General features: G+C 43.8%; 19 protein-coding genes and 2 pseudogenes. 18 read left to right on the top strand and 3 right to left on the bottom strand.

Annotated features, from left to right (window positions below; genetic code table 11):
• Positions 1–14: 14 nt before the first annotated feature.
• The 7 genes from AB5618_RS10640 to aspS all read left to right on the top strand — a co-directional run bounded on the left by AB5618_RS10640 (position 15) and on the right by aspS (position 9,017).
• The gene (locus AB5618_RS10640; protein WP_118579390.1) at positions 15–539 is read left to right on the top strand and encodes an adenine phosphoribosyltransferase; all 525 of its coding nucleotides are present in this window, start codon (positions 15–17) and stop codon (positions 537–539) included.
• A 141-nt stretch (positions 540–680) separates the two neighbouring features.
• On the top strand, positions 681–2,960 hold the full coding sequence (locus AB5618_RS10635) for a bifunctional (p)ppGpp synthetase/guanosine-3',5'-bis(diphosphate) 3'-pyrophosphohydrolase (RefSeq protein WP_334285700.1): 2,280 nt from the start codon (positions 681–683) through the stop codon (positions 2,958–2,960).
• 133 nt (positions 2,961–3,093) lie between these two features.
• Positions 3,094–3,723 (top strand): MBL fold metallo-hydrolase, encoded by a 630-nt coding sequence (locus AB5618_RS10630; RefSeq protein WP_173735053.1) that lies wholly within the window; start codon positions 3,094–3,096, stop codon positions 3,721–3,723.
• Entirely contained in the window at positions 3,716–5,224 is a 1,509-nt protein-coding gene (gene hemZ / locus AB5618_RS10625) for a coproporphyrinogen dehydrogenase HemZ (protein ID WP_330602486.1), read from the top strand. Before AB5618_RS10630 ends, hemZ begins: the two co-directional genes overlap by 8 nt.
• Positions 5,225–5,240: 16 nt before the next feature.
• Positions 5,241–5,816 carry an HD-GYP domain-containing protein gene (locus AB5618_RS10620; protein WP_118579396.1) on the top strand — a complete coding sequence of 192 codons (576 nt, stop codon included), beginning with the start codon at positions 5,241–5,243 and terminating at the stop codon, positions 5,814–5,816.
• A 9-nt stretch (positions 5,817–5,825) separates the two neighbouring features.
• Complete coding sequence (gene hisS, locus AB5618_RS10615; RefSeq protein WP_118579399.1) at positions 5,826–7,076, top strand: histidine--tRNA ligase; 1,251 nt, start codon at positions 5,826–5,828, stop codon at positions 7,074–7,076.
• Between the two features lie 135 nt (positions 7,077–7,211).
• The gene (gene aspS / locus AB5618_RS10610) at positions 7,212–9,017 is read left to right on the top strand and encodes an aspartate--tRNA ligase (protein WP_173770072.1); all 1,806 of its coding nucleotides are present in this window, start codon (positions 7,212–7,214) and stop codon (positions 9,015–9,017) included.
• 197 nt (positions 9,018–9,214) lie between these two features.
• Here the strand turns inward: aspS and AB5618_RS10605 are convergent, their stop codons facing one another.
• On the bottom strand, positions 9,215–10,345 hold the full coding sequence (locus tag AB5618_RS10605; protein ID WP_173770073.1) for a hypothetical protein: 1,131 nt from the start codon (positions 10,343–10,345) through the stop codon (positions 9,215–9,217).
• 282 nt (positions 10,346–10,627) lie between these two features.
• Here AB5618_RS10605 and AB5618_RS10600 point away from each other — a divergent pair, with 282 nt between their 5' ends.
• The 6 genes from AB5618_RS10600 (at position 10,628) to AB5618_RS10575 (ending at position 20,178) form a co-directional block, all read left to right on the top strand.
• Complete coding sequence (locus tag AB5618_RS10600; protein ID WP_173715893.1) at positions 10,628–12,157, top strand: efflux RND transporter periplasmic adaptor subunit; 1,530 nt, start codon at positions 10,628–10,630, stop codon at positions 12,155–12,157.
• Entirely contained in the window at positions 12,154–12,825 is a 672-nt protein-coding gene (locus AB5618_RS10595; RefSeq protein WP_148461915.1) for an ABC transporter ATP-binding protein, read from the top strand. Before AB5618_RS10600 ends, AB5618_RS10595 begins: the two co-directional genes overlap by 4 nt.
• Before the next feature lie 4 nt (positions 12,826–12,829).
• The gene (locus tag AB5618_RS10590) at positions 12,830–14,926 is read left to right on the top strand and encodes a hypothetical protein (protein ID WP_368366724.1); all 2,097 of its coding nucleotides are present in this window, start codon (positions 12,830–12,832) and stop codon (positions 14,924–14,926) included.
• Positions 14,927–14,937: 11 nt separating this feature from the next.
• Positions 14,938–16,209 carry an ABC transporter permease gene (locus AB5618_RS10585; protein ID WP_148461913.1) on the top strand — a complete coding sequence of 424 codons (1,272 nt, stop codon included), beginning with the start codon at positions 14,938–14,940 and terminating at the stop codon, positions 16,207–16,209.
• Positions 16,210–16,521: 312 nt separating this feature from the next.
• Positions 16,522–18,864 (top strand): ABC transporter substrate-binding protein, encoded by a 2,343-nt coding sequence (locus AB5618_RS10580; protein WP_148461912.1) that lies wholly within the window; start codon positions 16,522–16,524, stop codon positions 18,862–18,864.
• 12 nt (positions 18,865–18,876) lie between these two features.
• Entirely contained in the window at positions 18,877–20,178 is a 1,302-nt protein-coding gene (locus AB5618_RS10575) for a cell wall metabolism sensor histidine kinase WalK (protein ID WP_148461911.1), read from the top strand.
• 14 nt (positions 20,179–20,192) lie between these two features.
• Here the strand turns inward: AB5618_RS10575 and AB5618_RS10570 are convergent, their stop codons facing one another.
• Both AB5618_RS10570 and AB5618_RS10565 read right to left on the bottom strand, forming a co-directional pair.
• Positions 20,193–20,870 carry a response regulator transcription factor gene (locus tag AB5618_RS10570; protein ID WP_148461910.1) on the bottom strand — a complete coding sequence of 226 codons (678 nt, stop codon included), beginning with the start codon at positions 20,868–20,870 and terminating at the stop codon, positions 20,193–20,195.
• 69 nt (positions 20,871–20,939) lie between these two features.
• Positions 20,940–21,074, bottom strand: a pseudogene (locus tag AB5618_RS10565) (DUF6783 domain-containing protein).
• On the opposite strand from AB5618_RS10565, the pseudogene AB5618_RS10560 reads away from it, so the two are divergent.
• From AB5618_RS10560 to AB5618_RS10540, 5 genes and pseudogenes are all read left to right on the top strand, one after another.
• A pseudogene (locus AB5618_RS10560) lies at positions 21,015–21,140 on the top strand (DUF6783 domain-containing protein); the annotation flags it as partial. The pseudogenes AB5618_RS10565 and AB5618_RS10560 sit on opposite strands and share 60 nt — an antisense overlap.
• Before the next feature lie 32 nt (positions 21,141–21,172).
• Positions 21,173–22,018 (top strand): carbohydrate ABC transporter permease, encoded by an 846-nt coding sequence (locus tag AB5618_RS10555; protein WP_148461909.1) that lies wholly within the window; start codon positions 21,173–21,175, stop codon positions 22,016–22,018.
• Between the two features lie 3 nt (positions 22,019–22,021).
• Positions 22,022–22,861 (top strand): carbohydrate ABC transporter permease, encoded by an 840-nt coding sequence (locus AB5618_RS10550; protein ID WP_256144551.1) that lies wholly within the window; start codon positions 22,022–22,024, stop codon positions 22,859–22,861.
• Positions 22,862–22,994: 133 nt separating this feature from the next.
• Positions 22,995–24,401 (top strand): HlyD family secretion protein, encoded by a 1,407-nt coding sequence (locus tag AB5618_RS10545; RefSeq protein ID WP_178090605.1) that lies wholly within the window; start codon positions 22,995–22,997, stop codon positions 24,399–24,401.
• A 49-nt stretch (positions 24,402–24,450) separates the two neighbouring features.
• Positions 24,451–25,434: an ABC transporter permease gene (locus AB5618_RS10540; RefSeq protein ID WP_148461907.1), complete on the top strand. Its 984-nt coding sequence runs from the start codon at positions 24,451–24,453 to the stop codon at positions 25,432–25,434.
• Positions 25,435–25,495 lie beyond the last annotated feature (61 nt).

The following is a 25,495-nucleotide window of genomic DNA, read 5'->3' as shown; positions in this document are numbered from 1 at the left end:
CTGAGGAGGCTATTATGAAAAAAATAGAAGAATATATAAGAAGTATACCTGATTTTCCAGAACCAGGCATTATTTTCAGAGATGTTACCAGTATCCTTCAGGACGCAGACGGACTGAAGCTTGCAATTGATTCCATGCAGGATTGTCTGAAGGATGTGGATGTGGATGTAATAGTGGGAACAGAATCCCGTGGATTCATTTTTGGAATGCCAATTGCTTATAATCTTCATAAGTCTTTTGTACCAGTACGTAAGAAAGGAAAACTCCCATGTGAGACCGTTTCTGCAAGCTATGATCTGGAATATGGCAAAGCTGAGATTGAGATTCACAAGGATGCCATTAAGCCAGGACAGAAGGTAGTTATCATTGATGATCTGATCGCAACAGGCGGTACAGTTGAAGCTGCAGCGAAACTGGTAGAGCAGCTTGGTGGAGTGGTAGTGAAGATCGTATTTCTGATGGAACTTGCAGGTCTTGAGGGGCGTAAGAAACTGGAGAAATATGACGTTGCTTCTGTAATCCGTTATGAAGGTAAATAAAGGATGTGTCTGTTTCGCCAGATTCCCCCGGGGAAACAGGTGGGCGGATGCTGACGCAGATAGTATTTAAACAGGCAGGTGTGAAATATGGCTGATATTGTTAACGAGCAGGGCAAGGAGCCTGAAGTATCAAAAGAGGATATGGAGAAGCTGGAGTCTGTGAAGAAAGCAGATGCAGCTGTAAAATCCATGCACGACTTTACAAGCCCTGAAGTATTATATAATGAGCTGATTGCCAGCATAAAGAAATATCATCCTTCTACGGACATAACCATGATCCAGAAGGCATACGAGACTGCAAGGGAAGCCCACAAGGATCAGAAGAGAAAGTCCGGGGAACCCTACATTATTCATCCTTTATGTGTTGCCATTATTCTGGCGGATCTGGAACTGGACAAGGAGACCATTGTAGCAGGCCTTCTTCACGATGCTGTTGAAGATACCTGGATGACCTGTGATGAGATCACCAGAGAATTTGGTCCTGAGGTTGCGCTTCTGGTAGATGGGGTAACTAAGATCGGTCAGCTGTCCTATTCCAAGGATAAAGTAGAGCTACAGGCAGAGAGCCTTCGCAAGATGTTCCTTGCCATGGCAAAGGATATCCGTGTTATTCTGATCAAGCTTGCAGACCGTCTTCATAATATGCGTACTCTTCAGTACATGACTCCTGAGAAACAGAAGGAGAAGGCAAGAGAGACGATGGACATCTATGCGCCTATCGCACAGCGTCTTGGTATTTCCAAGATCAAAGTAGAGCTGGATGACCTTTCCCTGAAATATCTGAAACCAGATGTTTATTATGATCTGGTTGAGAAAGTAGCACTTCGTAAAAGCGTCCGTGAGGAATTCGTAGGGAATATTGTCAAGACTGTGCATCAGCATATGGTAGAAGCCGGAATTAAGGCACAGGTTGACGGCCGTGTAAAACACTTTTTCAGTATCTATAAAAAGATGGTAAATCAGAATAAGACGATTGATCAGATTTACGATTTGTTTGCAGTGCGTATCCTGGTAGATACAGTGAAGGACTGTTATGCGGCACTTGGTGTGATCCATGAGATGTATAAGCCAATTCCAGGACGTTTCAAGGACTATATTGCAATGCCCAAACCAAATATGTACCAGTCTTTGCATACCACGCTGATCGGACCGAATGGACAGCCTTTTGAAATTCAGATTAGAACCTTTGAGATGCATAAGACTGCCGAGTACGGTATTGCTGCACATTGGAAGTATAAAGAGGCTTCTGACGGTAAGGCTTCCTCAGGCAATCGTGAGGAGGAGAAGCTGAACTGGCTGCGCCAGATCCTGGAATGGCAGAGAGACATGTCTGATAATAAAGAGTTCATGAGTCTTCTGAAAAATGATCTGGATCTGTTTGCAGACAGTGTATACTGCTTTACTCCACAGGGAGATGTGAAAACCCTTCCTAACGGCTCCACCCCCATTGATTTTGCATACAGCGTGCACAGTGCTGTAGGAAACAAAATGGTAGGTGCCAGGGTAAATGGCAAACTGGTGCCCATTGAGTACCGGATCCAGAATGGTGACCGTATTGAAATCATTACTTCCCAGAATTCCCAGGGACCAAGTCGTGACTGGCTGAAGGTGGTCAAGAGTACACAGGCCAGAAATAAGATCAATCAGTGGTTCAAGAAAGAACTGAAGGAAGATAATATTCTGAAGGGCAAGGAAATGCTTGCCCAGTATGCCAAGAGTAAGGGCTTTAAATTCGCTAATTACACCAAGACTCAGTATCTGGACGCAGTCCTTCGTAAATATGGTTTCCGTGACTGGGATTCTGTACTTGCCGCCATCGGACATGGCGGACTGAAAGAGGGACAGGTATTTAATAAGCTTGTAGAAGCTTATGATAAAGAGAATAAAAAGAATCTCACAGATGAAGAAGTTCTGGAGGCAGCAGCCGCAGAGAATCAGGATAAGAAGCATCATATCAAGAGCAAGAGCGGCATTGTAGTACGGGGCATTCATGACGTTGCAGTACGCTTCTCCAAATGCTGTAATCCGATTCCCGGTGATGAGATTGTTGGATATGTTACAAGAGGCCGTGGTGTTACCATTCATCGAACTGACTGTGTAAATGTGATGAATATGTCTGAAATGGACAGAAGCCGTCTTTTGGAAGCTGAGTGGCAGGATCCGGAGATCAAGCCGGATGAGCATTACATGGCTGAGATCAATGTATATGCTAATAATCGTACCGGTCTTCTGGTTGATATTTCCAAGATCTTTACAGAGCGTAAGATTGACATCCGAAATATTAACTGCCGAACAAACAAGCAGGAGAAGGCCACTATTTCTGTAAGCTTTAACGTCAGCTGTAAGGATGAACTGAATTCCCTTATCGAGAAGATACGTCAGCTGGAAAGTGTTTTGGATGTAGAAAGAACTACAGGCTGAGAAACAATGGAAATGTGAACTGGTTGGAGATATACAGTACGTTGAGCATTGGATGGTATGTTACCGGTCAGGACACGGACAATAACGGAATAATAACATAAATGGCATATCAGCTGCCATGAAAGGATAATCTATGGGAAAACTTGAATTACAGCAGATGGTTCTTGGCCCTGTATATACCAATTGCTACTTTTTAAAAAATAAAGAAACTGGTGAAACACTGATTGTTGATCCGGCAGATTCACCGAAGAGAATCTTTCAGAAGGTGGAAGATATGGGGGCAAAGCCGGTAGGAATCCTTCTGACTCATGGACATTTTGACCACATTATGGCAGTACAGGCTGTGAAAGCTGAGTATCAGATTCCGGTTTATGCCTGTCGTCAGGAAGAGGAAATGCTTCGGGAGCCTTCTGTGAATATGACTGACCGGATGCATAAACCATGTTCTGTGCGTCCTGATGTTTTTCTGGAGGACCTGCAGGTATTTGAAGCTGCTGGATTTTCTATTCAGATGCTCCACACTCCAGGACACACGAAAGGAAGCTGTTGCTACTATCTGAAAGACGAAAGGGTTCTGTTCAGCGGGGACACATTATTCTGTGGTTCTGTTGGAAGAACGGATTTTCCTGGCGGCAGTTCCCGTGAAATCCGGGAGAGCCTTCATAAGCTGTTAAATGCCCTTCCAGATGAAACAAATGTTTATCCGGGGCATGATACATCTACAACTATCGGTTACGAAAAGAGGTACAATCCATTTGTGTAAAATAGGAATCCTGCTGCTTGACAGGGATTTCGAGCATGATATATATGAATTAATAAAAGCATTTTATCCGGAAGGAGATATCCACAGCCTCTACGAAAAAGACGAAGCGGTATACGATATCTTCTTTACTGTGAAAAAAGATAATGACAATTTTGTTATAAAATATGAGACGAAGGATCAAAAAGGTGTTGCCAGCGCAGAGGTGATCCGGGGGGCAGACGGGGATTCCAGTCAGGAAACTCATGAGAAACTCATGGATGCCCATGAGCTTCGTAAAGCCAACAAGGACAGTCTGAAATATGCACTGTACAATGTTCTGGTGAAGCTTACCGGCAGAACCCTTCCATGGGGGAATCTTACGGGAATCCGTCCGGCCAAGCTTGCCATGGGGATGATCGAGAGTGGTATGAAAAATACCGAGATCGCACAGGAAATGCGGGAGCGTTATCTGGTAAGCGCAAAGAAAACTGCTCTTGCCATCACCATAGCAAACAGGGAGCGGGCACTTCTTCAGGATATTGATTATGAGCATGGTTACAGCTTATATGTAGGTATTCCCTTTTGTCCAAGTATCTGTCTGTATTGTTCCTTCAGCTCCTACCCTTTGAAGCTCTGGGCAAAAAGAGTAGATGAATATCTGGATGCTTTATGTCTGGAAATTCGCGAAACGGCCAGGATGATGAAGAACTACAAGCTGGATACGATTTATATCGGCGGAGGCACACCTACCACGTTAGAGCCGTATCAGCTGAAAAGGCTTCTTGAACAGCTGGGAGAGTCCTTTGGTTTTGATGGACTTGTAGAATTTACCATTGAAGCTGGCAGACCAGACAGTATTACAAGGGAGAAGCTTGAGACAATTAAAGAATTTCCTGTGACCAGAATTTCTGTTAATCCCCAGACCATGAATCAGGATACTCTGGAAATCATTGGAAGACGTCATACTGTGGCACAGACCATAGAAGCTTTCCATCTTGCCAGAGAGCTAAATTATAACAATATTAACATGGATCTCATTGTAGGACTGCCTGGAGAGGATATTTCCAAGGTGAAATACACATTGGAGAAAGTAAAAGAGCTTTCCCCGGACAGCCTTACCGTACATTCTCTGGCTGTGAAGCGTGCAGCACGCCTGAATATGTTTAAGGACAAATATCAGGAGATGACATTTGAAAATAACCAGGAGATCATGGATCTGACACAGCAGACTGCATATTCCATGGAAATGGGACCTTACTATCTGTACCGTCAGAAGAATATGAAAGGAAATTTTGAAAATGTAGGCTATGCAAAGGTTGACAAAGCCGGGATTTACAATATACTGATTATGGAAGAAAAACAACCGATCATTGCTCTTGGAGCAGGCGGTTCTTCCAAACTGGTCTTTGACCATGGCAAACGTATTGAGCGGGTGGAGAATGTGAAAGATGTCACAAGCTATATTGCCCGTATTGATGAGATGATTGAAAGAAAGCGAACAGGAATTGGAACCTGGTTGTAGGAGGGAGGGAAAATTCTTGGAAAAGCTTTCCAGTGAACAGTCAGAAACATCCGACAGAGTTCTGGAATTTGATTTATCAGCAGAGTTAAGGCATGGAATCGCAGTGAGTAATCTGGCGTACGCGTTAAGTAAGGAGCTTGGACTTCCTCATGAGCAGTGTTACGATCTTGCAATTGCAGGAATGCTTCACGACATAGGAAAGCTGAAACTGAGAAGCTATATCAACGGGCAGGAAAGTAATCCCATGGTAATTGAGGAATTGAAATATGTCCGCATGCATTCTACACTTGGCTATGAGGAACTGAAAGACCAGGGCTATTCGGATTTTGTTCTTGAGAGTATTCTTTATCATCATGAAAATTACGATGGAAGCGGTTATCCGTCCAATCTGGCAGGGAAGGAGATTCCCATTGGTGCCCGGATTCTTCGTGTATGCGATGTATTTTGTGCATTGAGTCAGGAGCGGTCTTACCGCAAGGCTTTTGATAAGCATACTGTGATGGAATTGATGATAGACGAAATAAAAAACTTTGATCTGGAAGTATTTCTTGCATTTCAAAGAGTAGTACACGCCAGCCAGGCTGGTAAATAAGGAGGACACATGGCATTAAAGAAGAAGCCGGTTACCGGCATGAAAGATATTTTACCAAAGGAGATGGAAGTCCGTAACTATGTTACAGGACTGATCCGTGAAACATATGGTTCCTTTGGATTTACTTCAATTGAGACTCCGGGAGTGGAGCACATTGAGAACCTGTGCAGCAAACAGGGCGGTGATAATGAGAAGCTGATTTTCAAAATCCTAAAAAGAGGTGAGAAGCTGAAGCTTGACCAGGCAAAAGAAGAAGCTGATCTTGTGGATTCAGGTCTTCGCTATGATCTGACAGTACCTCTTTCCAGATATTATTCAAATAACTCTAATGAACTGCCTGGACCATTTAAGGCACTTCAGATGGGATACGTATGGAGAGCTGATCGTCCGCAGAGAGGACGTTTCCGTCAGTTTATGCAGTGTGACATTGACATTTTAGGTGAGCCTACTTATATGGCAGAAATCGAGCTGGTACTTGCGACTACTACACTTCTTGGCAAGCTTGACTTCCATAATTTCACTATCCGTATCAATGACCGCCGTATTCTGAAGGCTATGGCTGAGTATAGCGGATTTCCGAAGGAAAGCTTTGATACTGTATTTATCATTCTTGACAAAATGGATAAGATTGGTCTTGAGGGCGTAGCGAAAGAACTGGAAGAGGAAGGCTTTGCAAAAGAAAGCATTGATACTTATCTTGCGATGTTTAAAGAAATCAGCTCAGATATCCAGGGCGTAAGATATTGCAAGGAGAAGCTGGCAGATGTTCTTGACGAACAGATCGCAGCAGATCTTGAGACAATCATTTCCACTGTGGAAGCTGTGAAGACTGCTGACTTTAAGATGGCATTTGATCCTACACTGGTTCGCGGCATGTCTTATTACACCGGTCCGATCTTCGAAATTTCCATGGATGAGTTTGGCGGCAGCGTTGGCGGCGGCGGACGTTATGATGAGATGATTGGTAAATTTACAGGAAACAATACAAGTGCATGCGGATTTTCTATTGGATTTGAGCGTATTGTTATGCTCCTTCTTGAAAGAGGATATCAGATTCCTACAGCAAAGACTAAGAAGGCATATCTTATTGAGAAAAATATGCCGTCAGACAAGCTGATTGAGATTTTCCGTCAGGCAGAAGAAGAGAGAAAGACCGGAGTTCAAGTCAATATCTCTATTATGAAGAAGAATAAGAAATTCCAGAAAGACCAGATGACAGCTGAAGGCTATACGGAATTTGTGGAATTCTTTAAACGCTGATAAAGAGATTTAACGTGTTGTTTTTGAAAAACAGCCGTCAATGATATTTTATGGATTATTTAAAGCAATACAGCTGAATGGTTCATAATCTGAGAAAGCTGGGGGAAACCCCATAGAATAAGGAGGCGCCTTAAAATGGCTGAGAGTATGCAGGGACTGCACAGAACCTGTCGATGTGCAGAAGTGACCACACAGATGGTAAGCAGCGAAGTAACACTTATGGGATGGGTTCAGAAAGCAAGAGATAAAGGAGGAATCATTTTCGTAGATTTACGTGACCGCAGTGGTATTATGCAGCTGATCTTTGAAAATGGTTCCATTGATGAGGAAGGCTTTGCCAAAGCCGGCAAGCTGAGAAGTGAGTTTGTGATCGCAGTTACCGGAACTGTTGAGAAACGTGGTGGTGCAGTAAATGAGAATCTTGCAACAGGTGAGATCGAAGTGAGAGCAAAATCTCTCCGTGTTCTTTCCGAGGCAGAAGTTCCGCCATTCCCGGTTGAGGAGAACAGCAAAACAAAAGAGGATGTACGTCTGAAATACCGTTACCTTGACTTAAGACGTCCGGATCTTCAGAGAAACCTGATCCTGAAGAGCCGTGTAATGCAGCTGACAAGATCCTTTTTCACAAACGAGGGATTCCTGGAGATTGAGACTCCTATGCTTGGAAAGAGTACTCCTGAAGGTGCAAGAGATTATCTGGTGCCATCCCGTGTACATCCTGGCTGCTTCTATGGTCTGCCGCAGTCACCGCAGCTGTACAAACAGCTTCTGATGTGTTCCGGATATGACAGATACATCCAGATTGCAAGATGCTTCCGTGATGAGGATCTTCGTGCTGACCGTCAGCCGGAGTTCACACAGATCGATATGGAACTTTCTTTCGTAGATGTAGATGATGTAATCGATGTAAATGAGAGATATCTTTCCTACCTGTTCAAAGAGGTTCTTGGTATCGATGTGAAACTTCCAATCGAGAGAATCACATGGCAAGAAGCAATGGATCGTTTCGGTTCTGATAAACCGGATATGAGATTTGGCATGGAGCTTCATGATGTAAGCGATATTGTGAAGAACTGTGGATTCTCTGTATTTACAGGTGCACTTGAAGCGGGTGGAAGCGTTCGTGGTATCAACGCAGAAGGCCAGGGCAGCATGCCTCGTAAGAAAATTGACAAGTTAGTAGAGTTTGCCAAGGGATATGGTGCAAAAGGTCTTGCATACATTGCAATCGCAGAAGATGGCACCAGAAAGTCTTCCTTTGCCAAGTTTATGACAGATGAGGAGATGGATGCTCTTGTAGCTGCCATGGACGGTAAAGCAGGTGACCTGCTTCTGTTTGCAGCGGATAAGAAGAAACTGGTTTATGATGTTCTTGGCGCACTTCGTCTGGAGCTTGCAAAACAGATGGATCTTCTTGATAAGAACGAATACCGCTTCGTATGGGTAACGGAGTTCCCGCTTCTTGAGTGGAGCGAGGAAGAAAACCGTTTCACAGCTATGCACCATCCATTTACAATGCCGATGGATGAGGATATCCCGCTTCTCGACACAGATCCAGGCGCTGTTCGTGCGAAGGCTTACGATATTGTACTGAATGGTAACGAGATCGGCGGCGGCAGTGTTCGTATCCATCAGGATGACATTCAGGAGAGAATGTTTAAAGAGCTTGGATTTACCCCGGAAGCTGCCCATGAGCAGTTCGGATTCCTTCTGGATGCATTCAAATACGGAGTTCCGCCTCACGCCGGACTGGCTTATGGTCTTGACCGTCTGGTTATGCTCATTGCCAAGGTTGACAGCATTCGTGACGTAATTGCATTCCCGAAGGTAAAAGATGCATCCTGTCTGATGACTCAGGCACCGCAGCGCGTAAGCGAAGCACAGCTGGACGAGCTGGGACTTGAAGTTGAGAAAGAAGCTGCTCCAGAGACTGAGGAATAAGAAAAGAAATACAACAAGAGATAATCTAGCTTATAATTTGGAATAAGCTGACTGAAAAATCCTGCCTGCAAAAATGGGTGGGATTTTTCTTTTGGAAGAATGTTGTCAGGGTCTGTCAGGTATGGACTTTGGATCTGCTGTCAGCACAAATAAAAACGCCCCTGCACAAATTTGCAGAGGCGTAAATTTTAATTATATCATTCATTGGTTTCCTGTTCGTCTTCTACCGGGCTGGAACTTAAAGTTCCAAATAATGCCTGTCCAAACACCGTTCCTGCGTCTTCAAGTTTCCAGGAAGCGCCATCGTTGATCAGTGTGAAAGTTGTTTTCACTGTTTTAGTAGCTGTATTTTCTTCAATATATTCAAGAAGCAGACTGTAGGACTTTTCATATCGTTTTTGGGCACCGTCGATAACAGCATCCACAGAGGCAAGATAGGTATCCAGCTCCTTCTGATAATTTTCCAGAATAGCATCACTGTCAAAGGTGGTAATATTGGCTGTAACTGTGGCTGTATAGCCGGAAACAGTGGTTTCCCCAATAGAATAATCAAAGGTAGAGTGAACCTGTTTTACCAGTGCTTCTGCAAGGCTGATCTTTGCAGGGTCTTCTGTGCTGATAATGGAAGCTGCATTTAAATAATTGCCCAGTTCCTCTGCAGTCATATTTTTCAGGGTATTCAGATAAACTAAGATTGTGTCTTCCGGTGATAAAATATCCGGGTCTGTGAGATCGTTCATAAGACCGCCGACAAGGTCATTTTCCAGTGTATTGGTGCGCCGGATCTCCCAACTGGTTTCGCCGTCTTTATCTGAGGCGTCTAAGGAGATGGTGCAGTTACGCTCCACAGTCTGGTAGTCATTACTCTTAAGCAGTTCATCCAGAAGCGTGTAGCGCTCTTCAAGGGAAATGGTCTGTTCCGTGGCTTCTTCAGAGGAAGCGGACTGGGAAATTTCATGCTTCAGCTGCGCCTTGGAAAAATCTTCGGCAAGCGCATGGGCATCCAGAGTGACCAGCCTGAGATTCGCCTGTGCGGATTGTTTGTCCTTGTCTACGTTAACATCCAGAATTTTATAATCAAAATCCTGGAAAAAGAGAGAAAAGACTTCTTCAATATCAGAAGAAATAGCGATATCTTCGGGTTCACCGGGGAAAAGCTCCTGGTAGGAGATGTATTTCTGTGTGGTAACGGAATCCAGATTCTTTAGCTGATCCAGTTCCTGCTTTACTGCGTCCTCGATTTTTTTCTCCTCTTTGCTGGTACAGCCGCACAGTGAAAAAGTGCAGAGAAGCAAAAGAAGAGGAAGCAGAAATCTGACTGACTTCATACAGAGTTCTTTCCTTTCAAATTATTACGTAAAATGTTTATAAAACTTTTTTATTATACCATTTTTTTTCATAAAAGTCAAAAATGCCTAAAATTTAGACGATATTTCTAAAAAAAGAGTGAATAAATTGTGAAAAATGCATTATCAGCTTAGAATGCTTTTCTTTTGAGGCTGAATCTGTTATTATAAACAGGGTAAATGCAGATGACAGATGTGGAGATATATCTGTTATAATTGCAAAAGATATTGAAAAACCATTGAGTTATCGTATAGGAGGTAACCATGAAGAAAAAAGGTTTTGTCATCGGAGGGCTGATCATTCTTGCTGGAGCAGCTGGTGCCGGTGGCTGGTATTACTATAAAGAAAATTATGGGGATTCTGCAGCGGCTTCTGGTGAAGTTGCATATGTGACTAAGATCAGCACTCTTCTTGGAGAAGATTCCGGAGTGCTGAACCGGTTCGCAGGCGTGGTAGAACCTCAGGAGACGGTAAAGGTAAATATTGAGAACAATCGGACTGTTACCGAAGTAAAGGTGAAGGTTGGAGATGAGGTAAAGAAGGGACAGCTGCTTTTTGAATACGACCTGAGCAGTATCCAGGACAGCCTGAAGGAAGCGCAGCTGGCTCTTGACCGGTTGAAGAATGAAGCGCTCAGCCTTAATGAACAGATTTCCACTCTTGAGAAAGAGAAAAAGAAAGCCAATAAGAACAGCCAGCTTTCTTATACCATTGAGATTGAGACGAATAAGATGAATCTGAAGAAGAACGAATATGACCAGGTGAGCAAGCAGGCAGAGATTGATAAGCTGCAGGCAGCTACCACCAATACAGAAGTACGAAGCGAAATCGACGGAGTCATCCAGAAAATTGATACCAGTAAGCTGGGAAGCGATGATGGAGATACTCTGGATGACAGCATGGGAGCTGATTACGGAAGTGAATCTTCTGATAATTCTTTTATCACCATTCTCAGTACAGGTGCTTACCGTATTAAGGGTCAGGTAAATGAGCAGAATCGTAATACGGTTGTTCCAGGCTCTGCAGTTATTGTGCGTTCCAGAGTTGATGAGAATCAGATCTGGCATGGAACTATGGGGGCTGTGGACGAGCAGAATTCTACGAACAGCAGTAGCAGTAATTCCTATTTTGGAATGTCCAGCGGCGATGATACTACAAGTTCCAGTAGCTATCCTTTCTATGTAACTCTGGATTCATCAGAGGGACTTATGTTAGGACAGCATGTATACATAGAAATGGATGAGGGACAGGAAGAGCAGAAGAAAGGTATCTGGCTGGGAGATTATTATATTGTGGATGCAGATACAGAAAACCCATATGTGTGGGCTGTAGATTCCAAGGGAAGGCTGGAGAAGCGCTCTGTTGTTCTTGGGCAGCATGATGATGATCTTTCAGAATATGAGATCGCAGATGGTCTTACTGAGGATGACAGTATTGCGTTCCCGTCAGACAGCCTGGCAGAGGGAATGCGGACAAAGGACGTATCTGAGATGACAGATGAGGATCTGGAGGCTGTTGATATGGAAAGTAATCTGGATGGCAGTGAGTACTCAGACGGGGATACCATGGAGCCTATGGATGGAGACTATTCCAGTGCGGACTTTGAGACAGGTGTTTCTGATGAGAGCATGGATGCAGCCATTGATGGTGATTATACAGACTTTTCAGAAGATTTCTCAGATGAAGATTTTATAGAGGATGATTCAGAAGGGGACGATTACGAAGATTTTACTGATGAGAGCATTGATGAGCCTGGACAGTATGGTTCTGATGATACGGAGGCCGCAGGATGATACTTGAACTGAAGGGGATTTATAAAGATTACCAGCAGGGAAAAATGATTGTCCCCGTATTGAAGGACGTAAACTTTTCCATGGAAGAGGGCGAATATGTAGCCATTATGGGACCTTCCGGTTCTGGTAAATCTACATTGATGAATATAATCGGTTGTCTGGATCAGGCAACCAAGGGAACTTTTTTCCTGGATGGGCAGGACATCAGCAAATGTTCTGAGAATGAGATGTCAGATATCCGTCTGAACAAGATTGGATTTGTATTTCAGAGTTTTCATCTTCTTCCGAGGCAGTCTGCTATTTCCAATGTGGAAATGCCGCTGAACTATGCTCATGTGCCGAAGAAGGAGCGACGCGAGCGCGCTTTTGCAGCACTTGACAGGGTGGGGCTTGCAGACCGTGTGGATTTCAGACCCAATCAGCTCTCAGGTGGACAGATGCAGCGAGTTGCCATCGCCCGTGCCATTGTAAATAATCCAAGACTTCTTCTGGCTGATGAGCCTACCGGTGCACTGGACAGTAAGTCTGGCAGACAGGTTATGGAGCTTTTCCAGAAGCTGAATGATGAAGGTGTTTCTGTTCTTATGATCACTCATGATCCGGATATTGCAGCACATGCCAAGCGGGTAGTTATGATCCGTGACGGTGAGCTTCAGGAAAAGAGGTGATCCTATGGGAAAAGCGAAGAAAATTATAATAGGTGTGGTAGTCACAGCCCTTGTAGGAACCGGTATTGGCGGCGGACTGCTGTATGTACGGAAAGGAAGCCAGAAGGAAGTGCTGGTGGCAAGCGTCAGTGATCTGGCAGGTGAGAGATATGATTCCGATGCTACATTGAGTGGAACTGTATATGCCAATGCAACACAGAGGATTTCCGTAGAGAAAGACATGATCATCCAGGAAGTTTATGTGAGCAAAGGGGATGAGGTAAAGCCGGGAGACAAGCTGATATCCTTTGATATGACTCTTGTGGAAATGGAACTGAATATTGCCAAGCTGAAGCTTCAGAAGCAGCAGCAGGATCTTGCTGCTGCAAAGAAAAGACTTGCCAGCCTGCAAAATGGCGGACCGATTCTTGATTCCGATTCTTCCTCCGCAGACAATCTGATTGATTCAGGAAAGGATTCTACAGAAGATGACAGCTCCGATCTTACGGGAGATGATGAACTGTCTTCTGCAGTAACCGCTTCTGATCATTATCTGGCGGCTGTTTTGCAGCCAATGCTTCTGGCTGCTGTGACAGATGGATTTGCAGACGCTCAGGCAGTTGGAAATGAGGAAATTACTTCTGCGGATACCCAGGAAGTGGGAAGCGAAGATATTGGTTCTGCAGATGAAATGACAAGCGGTGACACAGGAGATCTTTCTGCTGATACAGAAGCTGATTCCGGAGATGATTCTGAAGACGATTCAGAGTATAGCACCGGCGATCCGGGTACTGCTTCCGGATTTTATGACGAACCTTCCAGTGATGGTTTTAGCAGTGATATTTCAGACACGAATCAGGGAGGATTTTTCGATGGAAGCAATTCTGGTTCCTCACAGAATCATGCTACCGTTGGAAATGACGGATTTGTAGATGGCGAGGAACCTTTTTACCTGACTCTGGATTATGATACAGAACCTTATCAGGGAACAGGAACCGAAGAAGATCCTTATCTGTATCTTTGTTCCAGTGCAAAAGGCAGGGTAAATGTAACCGGTGCCTTTCTGAACAAGATGGCTGGCTATAATGCTGACGGAACCATTCTTCTTCATCCGGGTGGATACTGGTATCTGTTGGAGTTCCATCATAATGATACCATTGCTGATTACACGAATCGAAAGAAATCCTGTACAGGATATTATCTGATTGATGGAAATATGCTCAGCAATCCAGTTGACCGCTTTGCGGAAATGGATTTTACCCTTGACGGGGCTATGCAGTATGATAATGGAGATGAAGAGCCGGATATTCCTGGTGATGGAGGCAGTGGTGGCGGAAGCTCTTCCCTGTCCCGTTCAGAGGCCATTAAGATCCAGAAGAACCGGATCGCCAGTCTGGAACTGGATGTGCAGGAGAGTGAGATCAGTATCAGTAAGCTTCAGAAGAAAGCTGACAGAAAGTTGATCACCAGTAAGCTGGATGGTATTGTAACCACTGTGGGAGATGCAGCTACAGGTACCAATTCAGAATCTGATTCCTTTATGATCATTAAGAGCAAAGACGGCTATTACGTACAGGGAACTGTAGGGGAGCTTATGCTTGACCAGGTGAAGGAAGGCACAATTTTGAACTGCAATTCTTATGGTGAGAATGGATATATGAATTTTGAGGCTGAGGTGATCCAGGTTTCTGATTATGCAGTTGATGGAGACAGCTCCTATTATTACTATGGAGACAGCAATCCAAATGTTTCTTCTTATAATTTTACTGCCAAGATCACAGATGACACCGTGCAGGTAAGTGTTGGAGACTGGGTGGATATCCAGCTGGAGCAGCAGGCGCAGAGCACGGATGGCATTGTTCTTTCCAAGGCTTTTGTCCGTACGGAAGACGGCGTAAGCTATGTGTATAAGGATGACAATGGCGTGCTGAAGAAACAGATCGTTAAGGTAAAAGAGAATGTAAACGGTGGTGCTTATGTATTGGTAAGCGGCGGCTTGTCCATGGATGACAAGATTGCATTCCCTTATTCGAAATCCATCAAAGAAGGTATGAAGACAAAGGAAGGATCGCTGGATACGTTTATGGGATATGATTCCACATCATATGGCGGTCTTGGTTAAGGAGGGATTTCATGTTTGAAAATATACGTCTGGCATTCCAGGGAATCTGGTCACACAAGATGAGATCTTTCCTTACAATGCTGGGTATTATTATCGGTATTGCATCTATTATTGCCATTGTTTCCACGATTAAGGGAACGAGTGAGCAGATTAAGGATAACCTGATCGGTTCTGGAAATAACACGGTAAATGTAACTTTGTCACAGGGTGACAGTGCTTACAGTGTGGATTATTATGATGGCGGTTCTTCCGGCTCTACACCGATCCTCAGTCAGAGCCTGAAAGATGAAGTGTTAAAAACAGACCATGTGGAGAATGCAACATTTTTCTACAGCAGAACAGACTACAACAGCAGTGTTTACTATGAGAACAGCAGTTTTTCCGGCGGTAAGGTCTATGGCATTGATACCAATTATCTGAATACTTGCGGTTATCAGGTACGTTCCGGAAGGGGATTTGTACAGGCTGATTATGATAATTTCCGCAAGGTGGCACTGGTGGACAGCTATGCTGCTGATACCATGTTTCCGGGAGCTAATCCAGTGGGGAAAATCATTGAGATCGGTTCTGAACCCTATACAATTGTAGGAGTTGTACGCCAGTCGGCTGACAGCTTGCCAAACATGGATACACCGAGTGATTTTGACAGCTATTATGAAAATGTGATTGGAACCGTAATGATTCCAAATAAATGTTGGCCGATTTCTTACAAATTTGATGAGCCTGAGAATGCGATCGTCAAAGTAGACAGCACGGACAACATGAGTGAGACTGGTTCTGCAGTAGCGAAGATTCTGAATAAATCCATCAGCAGCACTGGCAGTGGAAGCAGCGGCTTCAAGTACAAAGCAGATGATGTTATGCAGCGGGTAAAGGATCTTCAGGATTTAAGTGAGAGCACCAACTCCCAGCTGATCTGGATCGCAAGTATTTCTCTTCTGGTTGGAGGTATTGGTGTTATGAATATCATGCTGGTATCTGTAACCGAGCGTACCAAGGAGATTGGTCTGAAGAAGGCAATTGGTGCCAGAAAGAAGGTGATTCTGGGACAGTTCCTGACGGAGGCAGCAGTACTTACCAGTGTGGGAGGTATTATCGGAGTTGTTCTTGGAATCGGACTTTCGAAAGTAGTATCCAAGGTAGCAGGCTCACCTACAGCCATCAGTGTTCCGGCGATTATAGGCTCTGTAGTATTCTCTATGCTGATCGGTATTATCTTTGGACTGCTTCCTTCTGTTAAGGCAGCTAACCTGAATCCGATTGATGCACTTAGAAGTGAGTAATGGTTTATATTTGCAATAAATGTTAATATTGTTATAAAAATGAACAGCTGAAAGCATGGATCAGATGATTTGTGTTTGGAGCTGTTCTTTTTTTATGAGTCAATTCATGTGTCAAAGTATGTTTTTGAGTTATTTGTGTAAAGTGGAGCGTGCAGATTGTGAGAATGCTTTTAGGACAGGCTATAGAGAATGTTATGCTTTGCCGGTTAAGATTTTGCAAAATATAAGGGGAAACATGATATACTTGTTTAGAGATTACATAGAGATTCCTTTGGTAGGATTATTGCATACCACTGGAAGGAGAATTTTAATATGCAAAAATATAAAAAATGGAAACAAGTTCTGTCTGTTTCTACAGCAGTAAGTCTATGCATTGCGGGTGCGGGAAGCCTAATGGGCTGCGGCAGTACTGACAGAGGGAAGGACAAGGCAGATTCCGTGGAATCCAAAGCAATGGGACGGTATCTGGAGAATGAACTGTCTGTGCCGGAAGGATGTATGGAGATTGTGGATTTGCAGGTTATGAAAGAGGGAAGCCTGAAAATGCTTGCAAGAAACAGTGACTACGAATTGATGCTCTACCAGTCCTCTGACAAGGGAAAGACTTGGGAAGAAGGGAAGAAGGTTGCCGGTTTTTTCGGTGTGGAAGGGGGATCCATTTATAAAGCAGCGCTTGGGAGAGACGGAAGTATTCTGATTGGCGTGTATATAGAATCTGAAGATGAGAACAGCATGGGAAGTATGGAATATTATTATTGTCCCGCTGACGGTGAAGGAAAGAAGGTTGAAATCGGAGGAGATTTGGATGAAACCATGGCCTGGAGTATAGATATTGGGGAAAATGGCAACCTGTTTTTACAGATTTCAGGAAATGGAATCATGGAAATCAATCCTGTTGACGGGGCTGTGGTTCATGAGTATGAGAAAGGAAAATCCACAGATTATATGTGCGTGACTTCAGAGTATCTGATCGTGATTGCAGATGGAGATGTGCATTATTACGATGTGGCTTCCGGTAAGCCGGCAAGTGGAGGCGATGCACTGACTGCGCAGTTGAAAAAGACTCCTGCAAATCTGGAATTTGGAAATTCCTCCGGTACTGCCTTACTGTTTTTGGAGGGGGATGAGAAAGATACCATATTCTATGTGGATCAGACTGGTTTATACCGCTATGCATTTGGCGGCAATGTAATTGAGCAGGTAATTGATGGAAGCCTGAATTCCATAAGCTCTTCGAATAAGGCATTTAATTGCATGGCAATGGATTCGGAAGGCGTATTTTACATTGGTGAAGTTGATTACAACTCTGGCTTAAATGGTGGAAGGCTGGTTTCTTATAAGTATTCTGCAGATACTCCAACCGTACCGGATACAGAGCTCACAATATATTCCCTGGAAGAGAATTCCGGTATTCGACAGGCAGTTGTTATGTTTCAGAAGAAATATCCGGATATTTATCTTACATTGGAAACCGGAATGTCTGGAAACGATGGTGTAACACGTACAGATGCGTTAAAAACACTGAATACGGAGATTATGGCAGGAAAAGGACCGGATATTCTGATTCTGGACGGAATTTCTTCTGAAACCTATGCAGAACAGGGAATGCTGGAGGATTTAAGTGGAATTCTGAAAGAGGCAGGATTGCTGGACAACATAGAAAGTGCTTATACAAAAGAGGATGGAAGTATCTATGAGATGCCGGTGAAATTTGGAATTCCTATGATAGAGGGAAACAAGGAGGATGTGCAGGCGGTGACAGATCTGGTTTCTCTTGCTGATGTGCTCACGAAGCACAAGGATGAATATGGACTGACTTCGGAAAACATCTATAAGCTGCCCTTACTTTATTCCATGTATCCGCAGGCACTTCTGGAAAAACTGGCAGATAATAATTCCGCAGCATGGCTGAAAGAGAATGGAACTCTGGATGAAAAAAAGATCAAGGAATTTCTGGAACAATCCGAAAGGATTTATCAGGCTGGAAAGGATGCTATGGATGAATTAAAGACTGCTTATCCACAAGCTTTTGATGACAGTGAACAGCCAGTATATGAAAGAGCTGGCAGTATTTCGGGAGAAACTGCCGTGTTGCTTTCCCGAAACTGTGAATTTGCTTTAGGTGATATTTTTTCGCCTTTGGATTTTGCATTTGTAAATTCTATGGCAGAGATAGATACTTCCTTGTCCTATGCACTTTGGAATGGGCAGATGGCAAATTGTTTCATTCCGGTTAACCGAATCGGAATCAGCTCCAGAGCTTCCCAGAAAGCTGTTGCTGAGAAATTCGTGGAATATTTATTTTCCGAGGAAGGACAGATGCTTTCCAGAGAAGATGGTTTCCCTGTAGTGGAATCTGTTTACAATGGAGAGGACTACTGGAATCAGGGAGAGGCTGGAAACGTGTTAGTTACTGGCGGCAGCAGTAACAGTGAGAACGGTCAGGAATTGGTATACAGTATAAAAGTTCCGTCCGCTGATAAGGTGAATGAATTAAAACAGCTTGGAAAAATGCTTACAATTCCGGTTTTGGATAATACAATCATTACCAGTGCTGTCTGTGAAAACGGAGTGCGTTACCTGAATGGGGAAATCAGTCTTGATGAGGCTGCGAATGCAGTCATGCAGCAGGTGAACCTGTATCTGGCAGAATAGAAGGAGTAAGAGATGTTTAAAAAGCTTCACAGGCAAATGACCATATTTGCATCACTGATCACAAGCGGAATACTGATCCTGATGGCAGCTTCCTGTCTTGTGATCTCAGAGAGGGGGCTTACCCATAATACTTACGAGAGATTTATAAATAATGGAAATTCCTGTGTGGCTTATCTGGAAAATCAGACTGTGCTTTCTCACAAGTGGATACTGGAAGCAAAGCAGGAATACAAAGTGGAATTTCGCATTCTGAATAACGGAAAAAAGCTGTATTTTGATAAGCTGGATACAGAAAGCCGGAATCAGGATAAAAAGGAAGATGATCTGAGCTCTGTAGGAAATATGCTGACAGAGGCTGCCAGAATTTCCAGGGAAGAGCAGGGGCTTGATGTGGACTATATGGGAAGCCTCTCTCTTTCCAAAACGGTTTATTTTGAAACTTCAGATTTTTATGCTTGTACAGCCTTGATTCCTAAGGGAAGCGGCGTGTTAAGTCTGGTGCTGGTATATCCTCGTGATGGGTTGAAAATACAGATCTTTCATCAAAGAGTCTGGTTTGGAGTCATGGTGCTGCTTGCAGTTCTGGCTTTGGTTACATTTTCCTGGTTTTTTACAGGAAAAATGCTTCGCCCTCTGGAAGAGAATCAAAGGAAACAAACCCAGTTTATTGCTTCGGCATCCCATGAACTGAGATCTCCGCTGGCTGTGATATTGTCAAGTGTACAGGCAATGGAATCTGACTGGGAAAATGCCGGCAGATTTTTGAAAACCATAAAAAGTGAGGGAGACAGGATGTCCCGGCTTATCGGGGATATGCTTTCTCTTGCAAATGCGGACAATAAATCCTGGAGTATTATGAAGACAGATTGTGAGCTTGATACATTGCTTCTGGATACATATGAGAAATACCAGCCTATTCTGCATGGGAAAAAGATTTCCCTGAAAGTAGTTCTGCCAGAGGAGCCTCTTTCTATCTGTAAGTGTGACAGTGCCAGAATCAGTCAGGTACTGGGAATCCTTTTGGATAACGGGGCAAGCTATGTGTCGGCTGGTGGCAGGATGGAAATGGGAGTAAAAGAAAATGAAAAATATTTTCAGCTTTATGTACAGGATAATGGTCCGGGAATTCCGGATGAGAATAAGGAGGCTGTATTCCGAAGATTTTACAGGGCCGATCCGGCCAGAAAGGAGAAACAGCATTTTGGACTTGGACTTTGTATTGCCAGGGAAATCGTGACGTTACATAAAGGGAGTATCCATATTCTGGATACTCCGGGTGGCGGCAGTACATTTGTGATAAGATTACCGAAATAAAATGAGATTTCTGTTTACTGGCAGACCTCCAACTGATAACCTATCCCGCGTATGGTTTTGAGAACCACTGTGCTTTCCACAGATTTCAGGCGGCGACGGAGAAAATGTATGTAGTTGTCAAGATTTCCTTCTTCTACGTCGGATTCCATGCCCCATACGCGGGAGAGAAGAAGGTTTCTGGGAAGAACCTGACCGGGATTTCGGAGAAATACTTCCAGAAGGGCACTTTCGCGGCCGGAAAGAGTGCATTCTTTTGCACCCTTGGTAAGGCGTCCGCATTCAGGATCAAAAGCAATATCTCCCAGCTTCAGAAGATTTAAGTCACCCCATTTTCCGGGACGGCGCATAATGCTGTGGATTCTTGCAAGAAGCTCTTCAAAGGCGAAGGGCTTTACCATGTAATCATCTGCTCCGCAGTTCAATCCGTTGACCTTGTCCTGTAATTCGCCAAGTGCCGTAAGGAAAATAACAGGGGTTGAGATGTTGGACTGTCTGGCTTCTTTCAAAACCTGAGTTCCATCCATGGAAGGAAGCATGCGGTCCAGAAGTACCAGATCATACATATTTTCCTGCATATAGTAAAGACCTTCCGCACCATCCAGACACATATCTACCGTGAAATTTTCTTTTTCAAGTGCAAGCTTTGTAAGCTGTGCCAGATCTTTGTCATCTTCTATTATTAATATTCTCATAGGAAACACCTCTTCTTATAATCTGTTATCCATTATATACGCAAATCTCTAAAATTTCTCTAATTAATTCTAAAGCCTGTTTGAAAAAATCATTCCCGCAATCTGCACGCCCCACTTTGCGGCATATTTTGCCCGAATTCAGTTGCCGCAGCCCGCTACAGCACCCTCATCCGGACAAAATCTTCCACAAATTGTGGCGCACATCTTGCAGAAAGCCTTTTTCAAACACGCTTTAGAGAAAGAATAGAGATTCCTCTGCTATTTTTATGATGTTGAATGAAAGATAGAAAAGAGGAAATTTTTTGAAAAGAAAACATGCCCTGAAAGGGATTTTATTTATTCTCCCTAGCTTTGCAGGAGTCTGTGTATTCTGGCTGCTTCCTTATGTGGATGTGATCCGCAGATCTTTTTTTGGAGCTTTAAATGGAGTGTTTACTGGATTTATGAATTATCAGATGATATTTTCCAATCAGGCATTTCTTCTTGCTGGGAAAAATACCTTGCGGTTTTTCGGAATCTGTATTCCGTTACTGGTGGTTTTGTCACTGGCAACTGCTGTCCTGTTAAACGGACTTGGGGAAAATCAGAAGCAGCTGATGAAAACAGCATTTCTGCTTCCAATGGCTATTCCAGTTGCTTCTGTGGCAATTATATGGAAAGTACTCTTTAATGGACAGGGACTTTTGAACCATTTTCTGGAAATGCTGTCGTTGAAAAGTATAGACTGGTTGAATACAAAGGCTTCCTTCTGGGTGCTGGTGATCAGTTATATTTGGAGAAATCTAGGGTATGACATTGTACTGTGGCTGGCAGGCCTTTCCACAATCCCGGAATCTCTTTATGAGGCAGCAAAGGTGGATGGAGCAGGTGCCTGGAAATGCTTTACCAGAATTACCTGGCCCAATCTTTTGCCCTCTCTTTTTACCATTGTAGTTCTGTCGCTGCTGAATGGATTCAAAGTATTCCGGGAGGCTTATCTGGTCGCAGGAGATTATCCACAGGAGAACATGTATCTTCTACAGCATCTGTTCAATAACTGGTACAGAGACCTGGCCATGGATAAGATGGCGGCTGCGGCAGTGGTTACCGGAATTGCGATCATGGTACTGGTACTTTTACTGCAAAAAGCATGGGAAAGAGAGGAGTAAGAAGTGAAAAAGATAACTTGTTTTTTTCTTGTACTTTTAGCTTTGATTTTTATATTTCCCATTTTATTTCTGGCAGTTGGTTCTCTTATGGGAAAAAATGAGCTTACGGATCTGCTGTTTCCAGTGCTGCAGGAGGGGGCGAAAGGATATGCTTCCTGGAAGCTGTTTCCGGAATATCCGACTCTGAAACATTATGTGGAAGTATTGCTGGATTCACCGGAATTTTTCGTGATGTTCTGGAACTCGGTGAAGATTACCGCTGGTGCCCTCGCTGGCGGGCTTCTGGTTGGAATGCCTGCTGCCTGGGGATTTGCCAAATTTGATTTTCCCGGGAAAAATATATTGTTTACTTTGTATATTGCGCTGATGATGATGCCGTTTCAGGTTATGCTTCTCGGCAATTATCTGGTGCTGGATAAAATTGGGCTTCTTGACTCGCTTTTGGGGATTATTTTCCCAGCGGTTTTTTCTACATTCCCCATATTTATTATGTACCGCTTTTTCAAAGGGATTCCACAGGCGTTTCTGGAAGCGGCAAGACTTGACGGTGCAGGTGAGCTTAGACTGTTTTTTATAGTTGCCATCCCCTTGGGCTCACCTGGCGTCATTTCTGCCATCGTACTTGGCTTTCTGGAATACTGGAATCTGATCGAACAGCCGATGGTATTTTTGAAAACAAAAGAATTGTGGCCATTGTCTTTGTACCTGCCTAATATTGAGTTGGAGCAGGCAGGTTTTGCATTTGCGGCCTCTGTGGTGGCGCTGGCCCCGGCAGTTCTGGTATTTTTGTCCGGACAGGACTATCTGGAGCAGGGAATTGTCTCTACGGCGGTAAAAGAATAAAAAGAGAAACAACTGGAAAGTGACGATAAAAAAACGACAGTTTGATAAAATATATTGTCAATGGAATTTAAAAGAAATAGTTAGAATGCAGAGTGTTTTACAAATATGTTCAGGAACAGAATGGGAGTTTGACATGAAGAAAAAATTAATTCAGGCAACTTGCCTGTTTTTTGTAATGATGCTGATTTTTACCATATTGTCAAGAGTTTCGGATTCTGTAAATGTGATACAGATCCAGACTAAGAACCCGGTAAATCAGATGATCACTCATGAGGTGAAAGGCTCTGGAAAAGTGGAGGGTAGTCAGGAAGTGGCGGTGTTTGTACTGGAAAATCTGCAGGTGGAGCAGGTGATGGTACATGCAGGGCAGACTGTGAAAAAAGGGGATATTTTGTTGAAGCTATCCCAGAACAGTATTCAGGCGGCTTTGAAGAATCTGGACGATAAAGTAAAAACTCTGGAAGGACAGGAAAAGGATCTGGAAAGCCAGAAAAAGGTGAACAGCCAGAAGCGTGCAGCGGAGCAGGCATGGGCTGGAAACTCTTACGATCTGGCTGTGCAAAGCGGAAATGTTTCTGTGGATAATGCAAGAGCGGAAGTTCAGATAGCCCAACAGCGGATTGACGAATTTTATCGGGAAAAAGAGGCGAAGACTTCCGGAGACGATTTAAGTGGATTTACAGATGGAGAGGAAGGGTTTAATGATGGTGAGACCATTGCAACACAGGAGGACGATTCCGTCACAGAAACTGCTCTTCAGGATGATCTGCGAGCCAAACAGGAAGCATTAAATGAAGTGATCGCGGGAAGAAATCAGACTTTGGCAAGTGCCGGAAAAGCAGTGTCTGATGCCAGTACGCCGGAGGCTTCAGACAGTACCTTGGAGAACTTACAAAGAGAACTGGAAAATGCCAGAGCAGATATGGAAAAGGTCACAGTGCTTCAAAGTACAGAAGGAGTGATTTCGTCTCCTTCTGACGGTGTGATCAAAAGTCTGTCTGTGCAAACCGGAGACCTTACAGGACAGACTGCAGCAGTAGTTTTATATTCAGCCGATGGTGCTCTGCGAATGACTGGTACCATCTCAAAAGAAGATATAAAATATGTATCTGCCGGTGCAGATGTGAAAATCACAGATAATAACAATAATGATATTTCTGGCGCAACAGTGGAAAATATAACAGAAAATAAGGAGGATAATGATATTCGTGACCTGTCCATCATAATGCCGGCGGACAGTCTGTCCATCGGTCAGAGCGGAGATTTTTCCATATCAAAAGATGCTGGACCTTATTCCTGCTGCGTTCCGCTTTCGGCGCTGTACTCGGAGGAGGGAAAGGTCTATGTGTATGTTACAGACACAGAAAATACAGTGCTTGGAACGGTAATGGTTGCAAGAAAAGTGGAAGTTACTGTGCAGGATAAAAACCAGACAACTGCTGCATTGGGTGAGGGAATCCTTTCTACGGATCAGGCTGTGATCGTCCAGGCAGACAGGGAACTGAAGGATGGAAGCAGGGTGAGAATTTCTGAAAATTAGCATGGAAAGTAAAAAGAAGAATTATTTTTTTAAATATATGAGAATAATTATGACAGCATTGCTGGCCTCCTTTTTATTTTATTCTGGAATGAAAGATTATGTGAAGGTGGGAAAAACAGATACAGCGGTGGTTGAACTGTATGGAAATTATCCCACAGTAAACCAGGCGAAGCAGATCTGGGAAAATTATCAAAGTGGTGATGAGATTAAAGATTTCTGTTTTGTGTGGAATGGAGGAGTTCAGGTGGTTACGAATTCAGAGGATTTCAGACAGACAAATGCCCGGGTGACAGGCGCTGTGGGAATGGCTGCCTTGTACGACCGACAGGCCGCTTTATTAGAAGAGAATGATGAAACCGGATGCGTGATCGATAAAGACACAGCCCTGGAGCTTTTCGGCAGTGAAAATTGTGCGGGAAGTCAGTTGACTGTGGGAGAGGAGATTTACGAAGTGCGAGGCGTGGTATCCTGGAATCAGCATATGATCCTTATCCGTCCGTTGCAAAAAAATCTGGTTTGTACTCAGGTTCTGCTCCGAGGGAAAAAAGGTCAGAATCTGGAGGGGATTGCATCTGATTTTCTCATGGGAAACGGACTGTCTGGAATATTAGTGGATGACAGCTGGCTGGATGTGATTTTGCCTTGGTTTCCAGTGGCTTTTCTTGTAATGCTTATAAGAACTGTTTCCAGGTGGCTGTATGAGATAGAGCGCGGAACCTGGGAAAATGGAATTCAAAGAAATAGAGAAAAGAAAATTGATTTTAGAAAATGCAGTTGCTTCGTTATTAGAATTTTACTGTGGGGAATCGGCCTCTTTTTTTGCGTAAGGCTTTTATCCCATATTCCCCAGAGCTGGCTGCCGGACAAATGGTCAGATTTCTCTTTCTGGTCTGCAAAGCTCCGGAAAACAATGGAAGCTTTCCGCTGGTACATCGTGTTCCCGAAAACTATGGCGCAGGCGGAGCGGCTGATGAGCGGAATTGGCTGTATTATAAAATGTGGGGCAGCAGCACTGCTTATAGGGGCGGTGTAGGCTGTCTTTTTTTCTTTTTTGCCAAAAGAATTTTACAGATGAAGAAATATTTTGGTACATT

Source organism: Ruminococcus sp. J1101004sp1_RTP21198st1_B9_RTP21198_201120 (assembly GCF_040924245.1).
Classification (GTDB): domain Bacteria; phylum Bacillota; class Clostridia; order Lachnospirales; family Lachnospiraceae; genus Blautia_A; species Blautia_A faecis.
Note: the sequence above shows the minus strand (reverse complement) of the source record. Positions and strands in the feature narration are given on the sequence as shown.

Excerpts from the sequence above, each read along its gene's own strand:
- AB5618_RS10640 (WP_118579390.1), top strand. The coding sequence starts at position 15 with ATGAAAAAAATAGAAGAATATATAAGAAGTATACCTGATTTTCCAGAA.
- AB5618_RS10635 (WP_334285700.1), top strand. The coding sequence starts at position 681 with ATGGAGAAGCTGGAGTCTGTGAAGAAAGCAGATGCAGCTGTAAAATCC.
- AB5618_RS10630 (WP_173735053.1), top strand. The coding sequence starts at position 3,094 with ATGGGAAAACTTGAATTACAGCAGATGGTTCTTGGCCCTGTATATACC.
- hisS (WP_118579399.1), top strand. The coding sequence starts at position 5,826 with ATGGCATTAAAGAAGAAGCCGGTTACCGGCATGAAAGATATTTTACCA.
- aspS (WP_173770072.1), top strand. The coding sequence starts at position 7,212 with ATGGCTGAGAGTATGCAGGGACTGCACAGAACCTGTCGATGTGCAGAA.
- AB5618_RS10605 (WP_173770073.1), bottom strand. The coding sequence starts at position 10,345 with ATGAAGTCAGTCAGATTTCTGCTTCCTCTTCTTTTGCTTCTCTGCACT.
- AB5618_RS10600 (WP_173715893.1), top strand. The coding sequence starts at position 10,628 with ATGAAGAAAAAAGGTTTTGTCATCGGAGGGCTGATCATTCTTGCTGGA.
- AB5618_RS10595 (WP_148461915.1), top strand. The coding sequence starts at position 12,154 with ATGATACTTGAACTGAAGGGGATTTATAAAGATTACCAGCAGGGAAAA.
- AB5618_RS10590 (WP_368366724.1), top strand. The coding sequence starts at position 12,830 with ATGGGAAAAGCGAAGAAAATTATAATAGGTGTGGTAGTCACAGCCCTT.
- AB5618_RS10585 (WP_148461913.1), top strand. The coding sequence starts at position 14,938 with ATGTTTGAAAATATACGTCTGGCATTCCAGGGAATCTGGTCACACAAG.
- AB5618_RS10580 (WP_148461912.1), top strand. The coding sequence starts at position 16,522 with ATGCAAAAATATAAAAAATGGAAACAAGTTCTGTCTGTTTCTACAGCA.
- AB5618_RS10575 (WP_148461911.1), top strand. The coding sequence starts at position 18,877 with ATGTTTAAAAAGCTTCACAGGCAAATGACCATATTTGCATCACTGATC.
- AB5618_RS10570 (WP_148461910.1), bottom strand. The coding sequence starts at position 20,870 with ATGAGAATATTAATAATAGAAGATGACAAAGATCTGGCACAGCTTACA.
- AB5618_RS10545 (WP_178090605.1), top strand. The coding sequence starts at position 22,995 with ATGAAGAAAAAATTAATTCAGGCAACTTGCCTGTTTTTTGTAATGATG.
- AB5618_RS10540 (WP_148461907.1), top strand. The coding sequence starts at position 24,451 with ATGACAGCATTGCTGGCCTCCTTTTTATTTTATTCTGGAATGAAAGAT.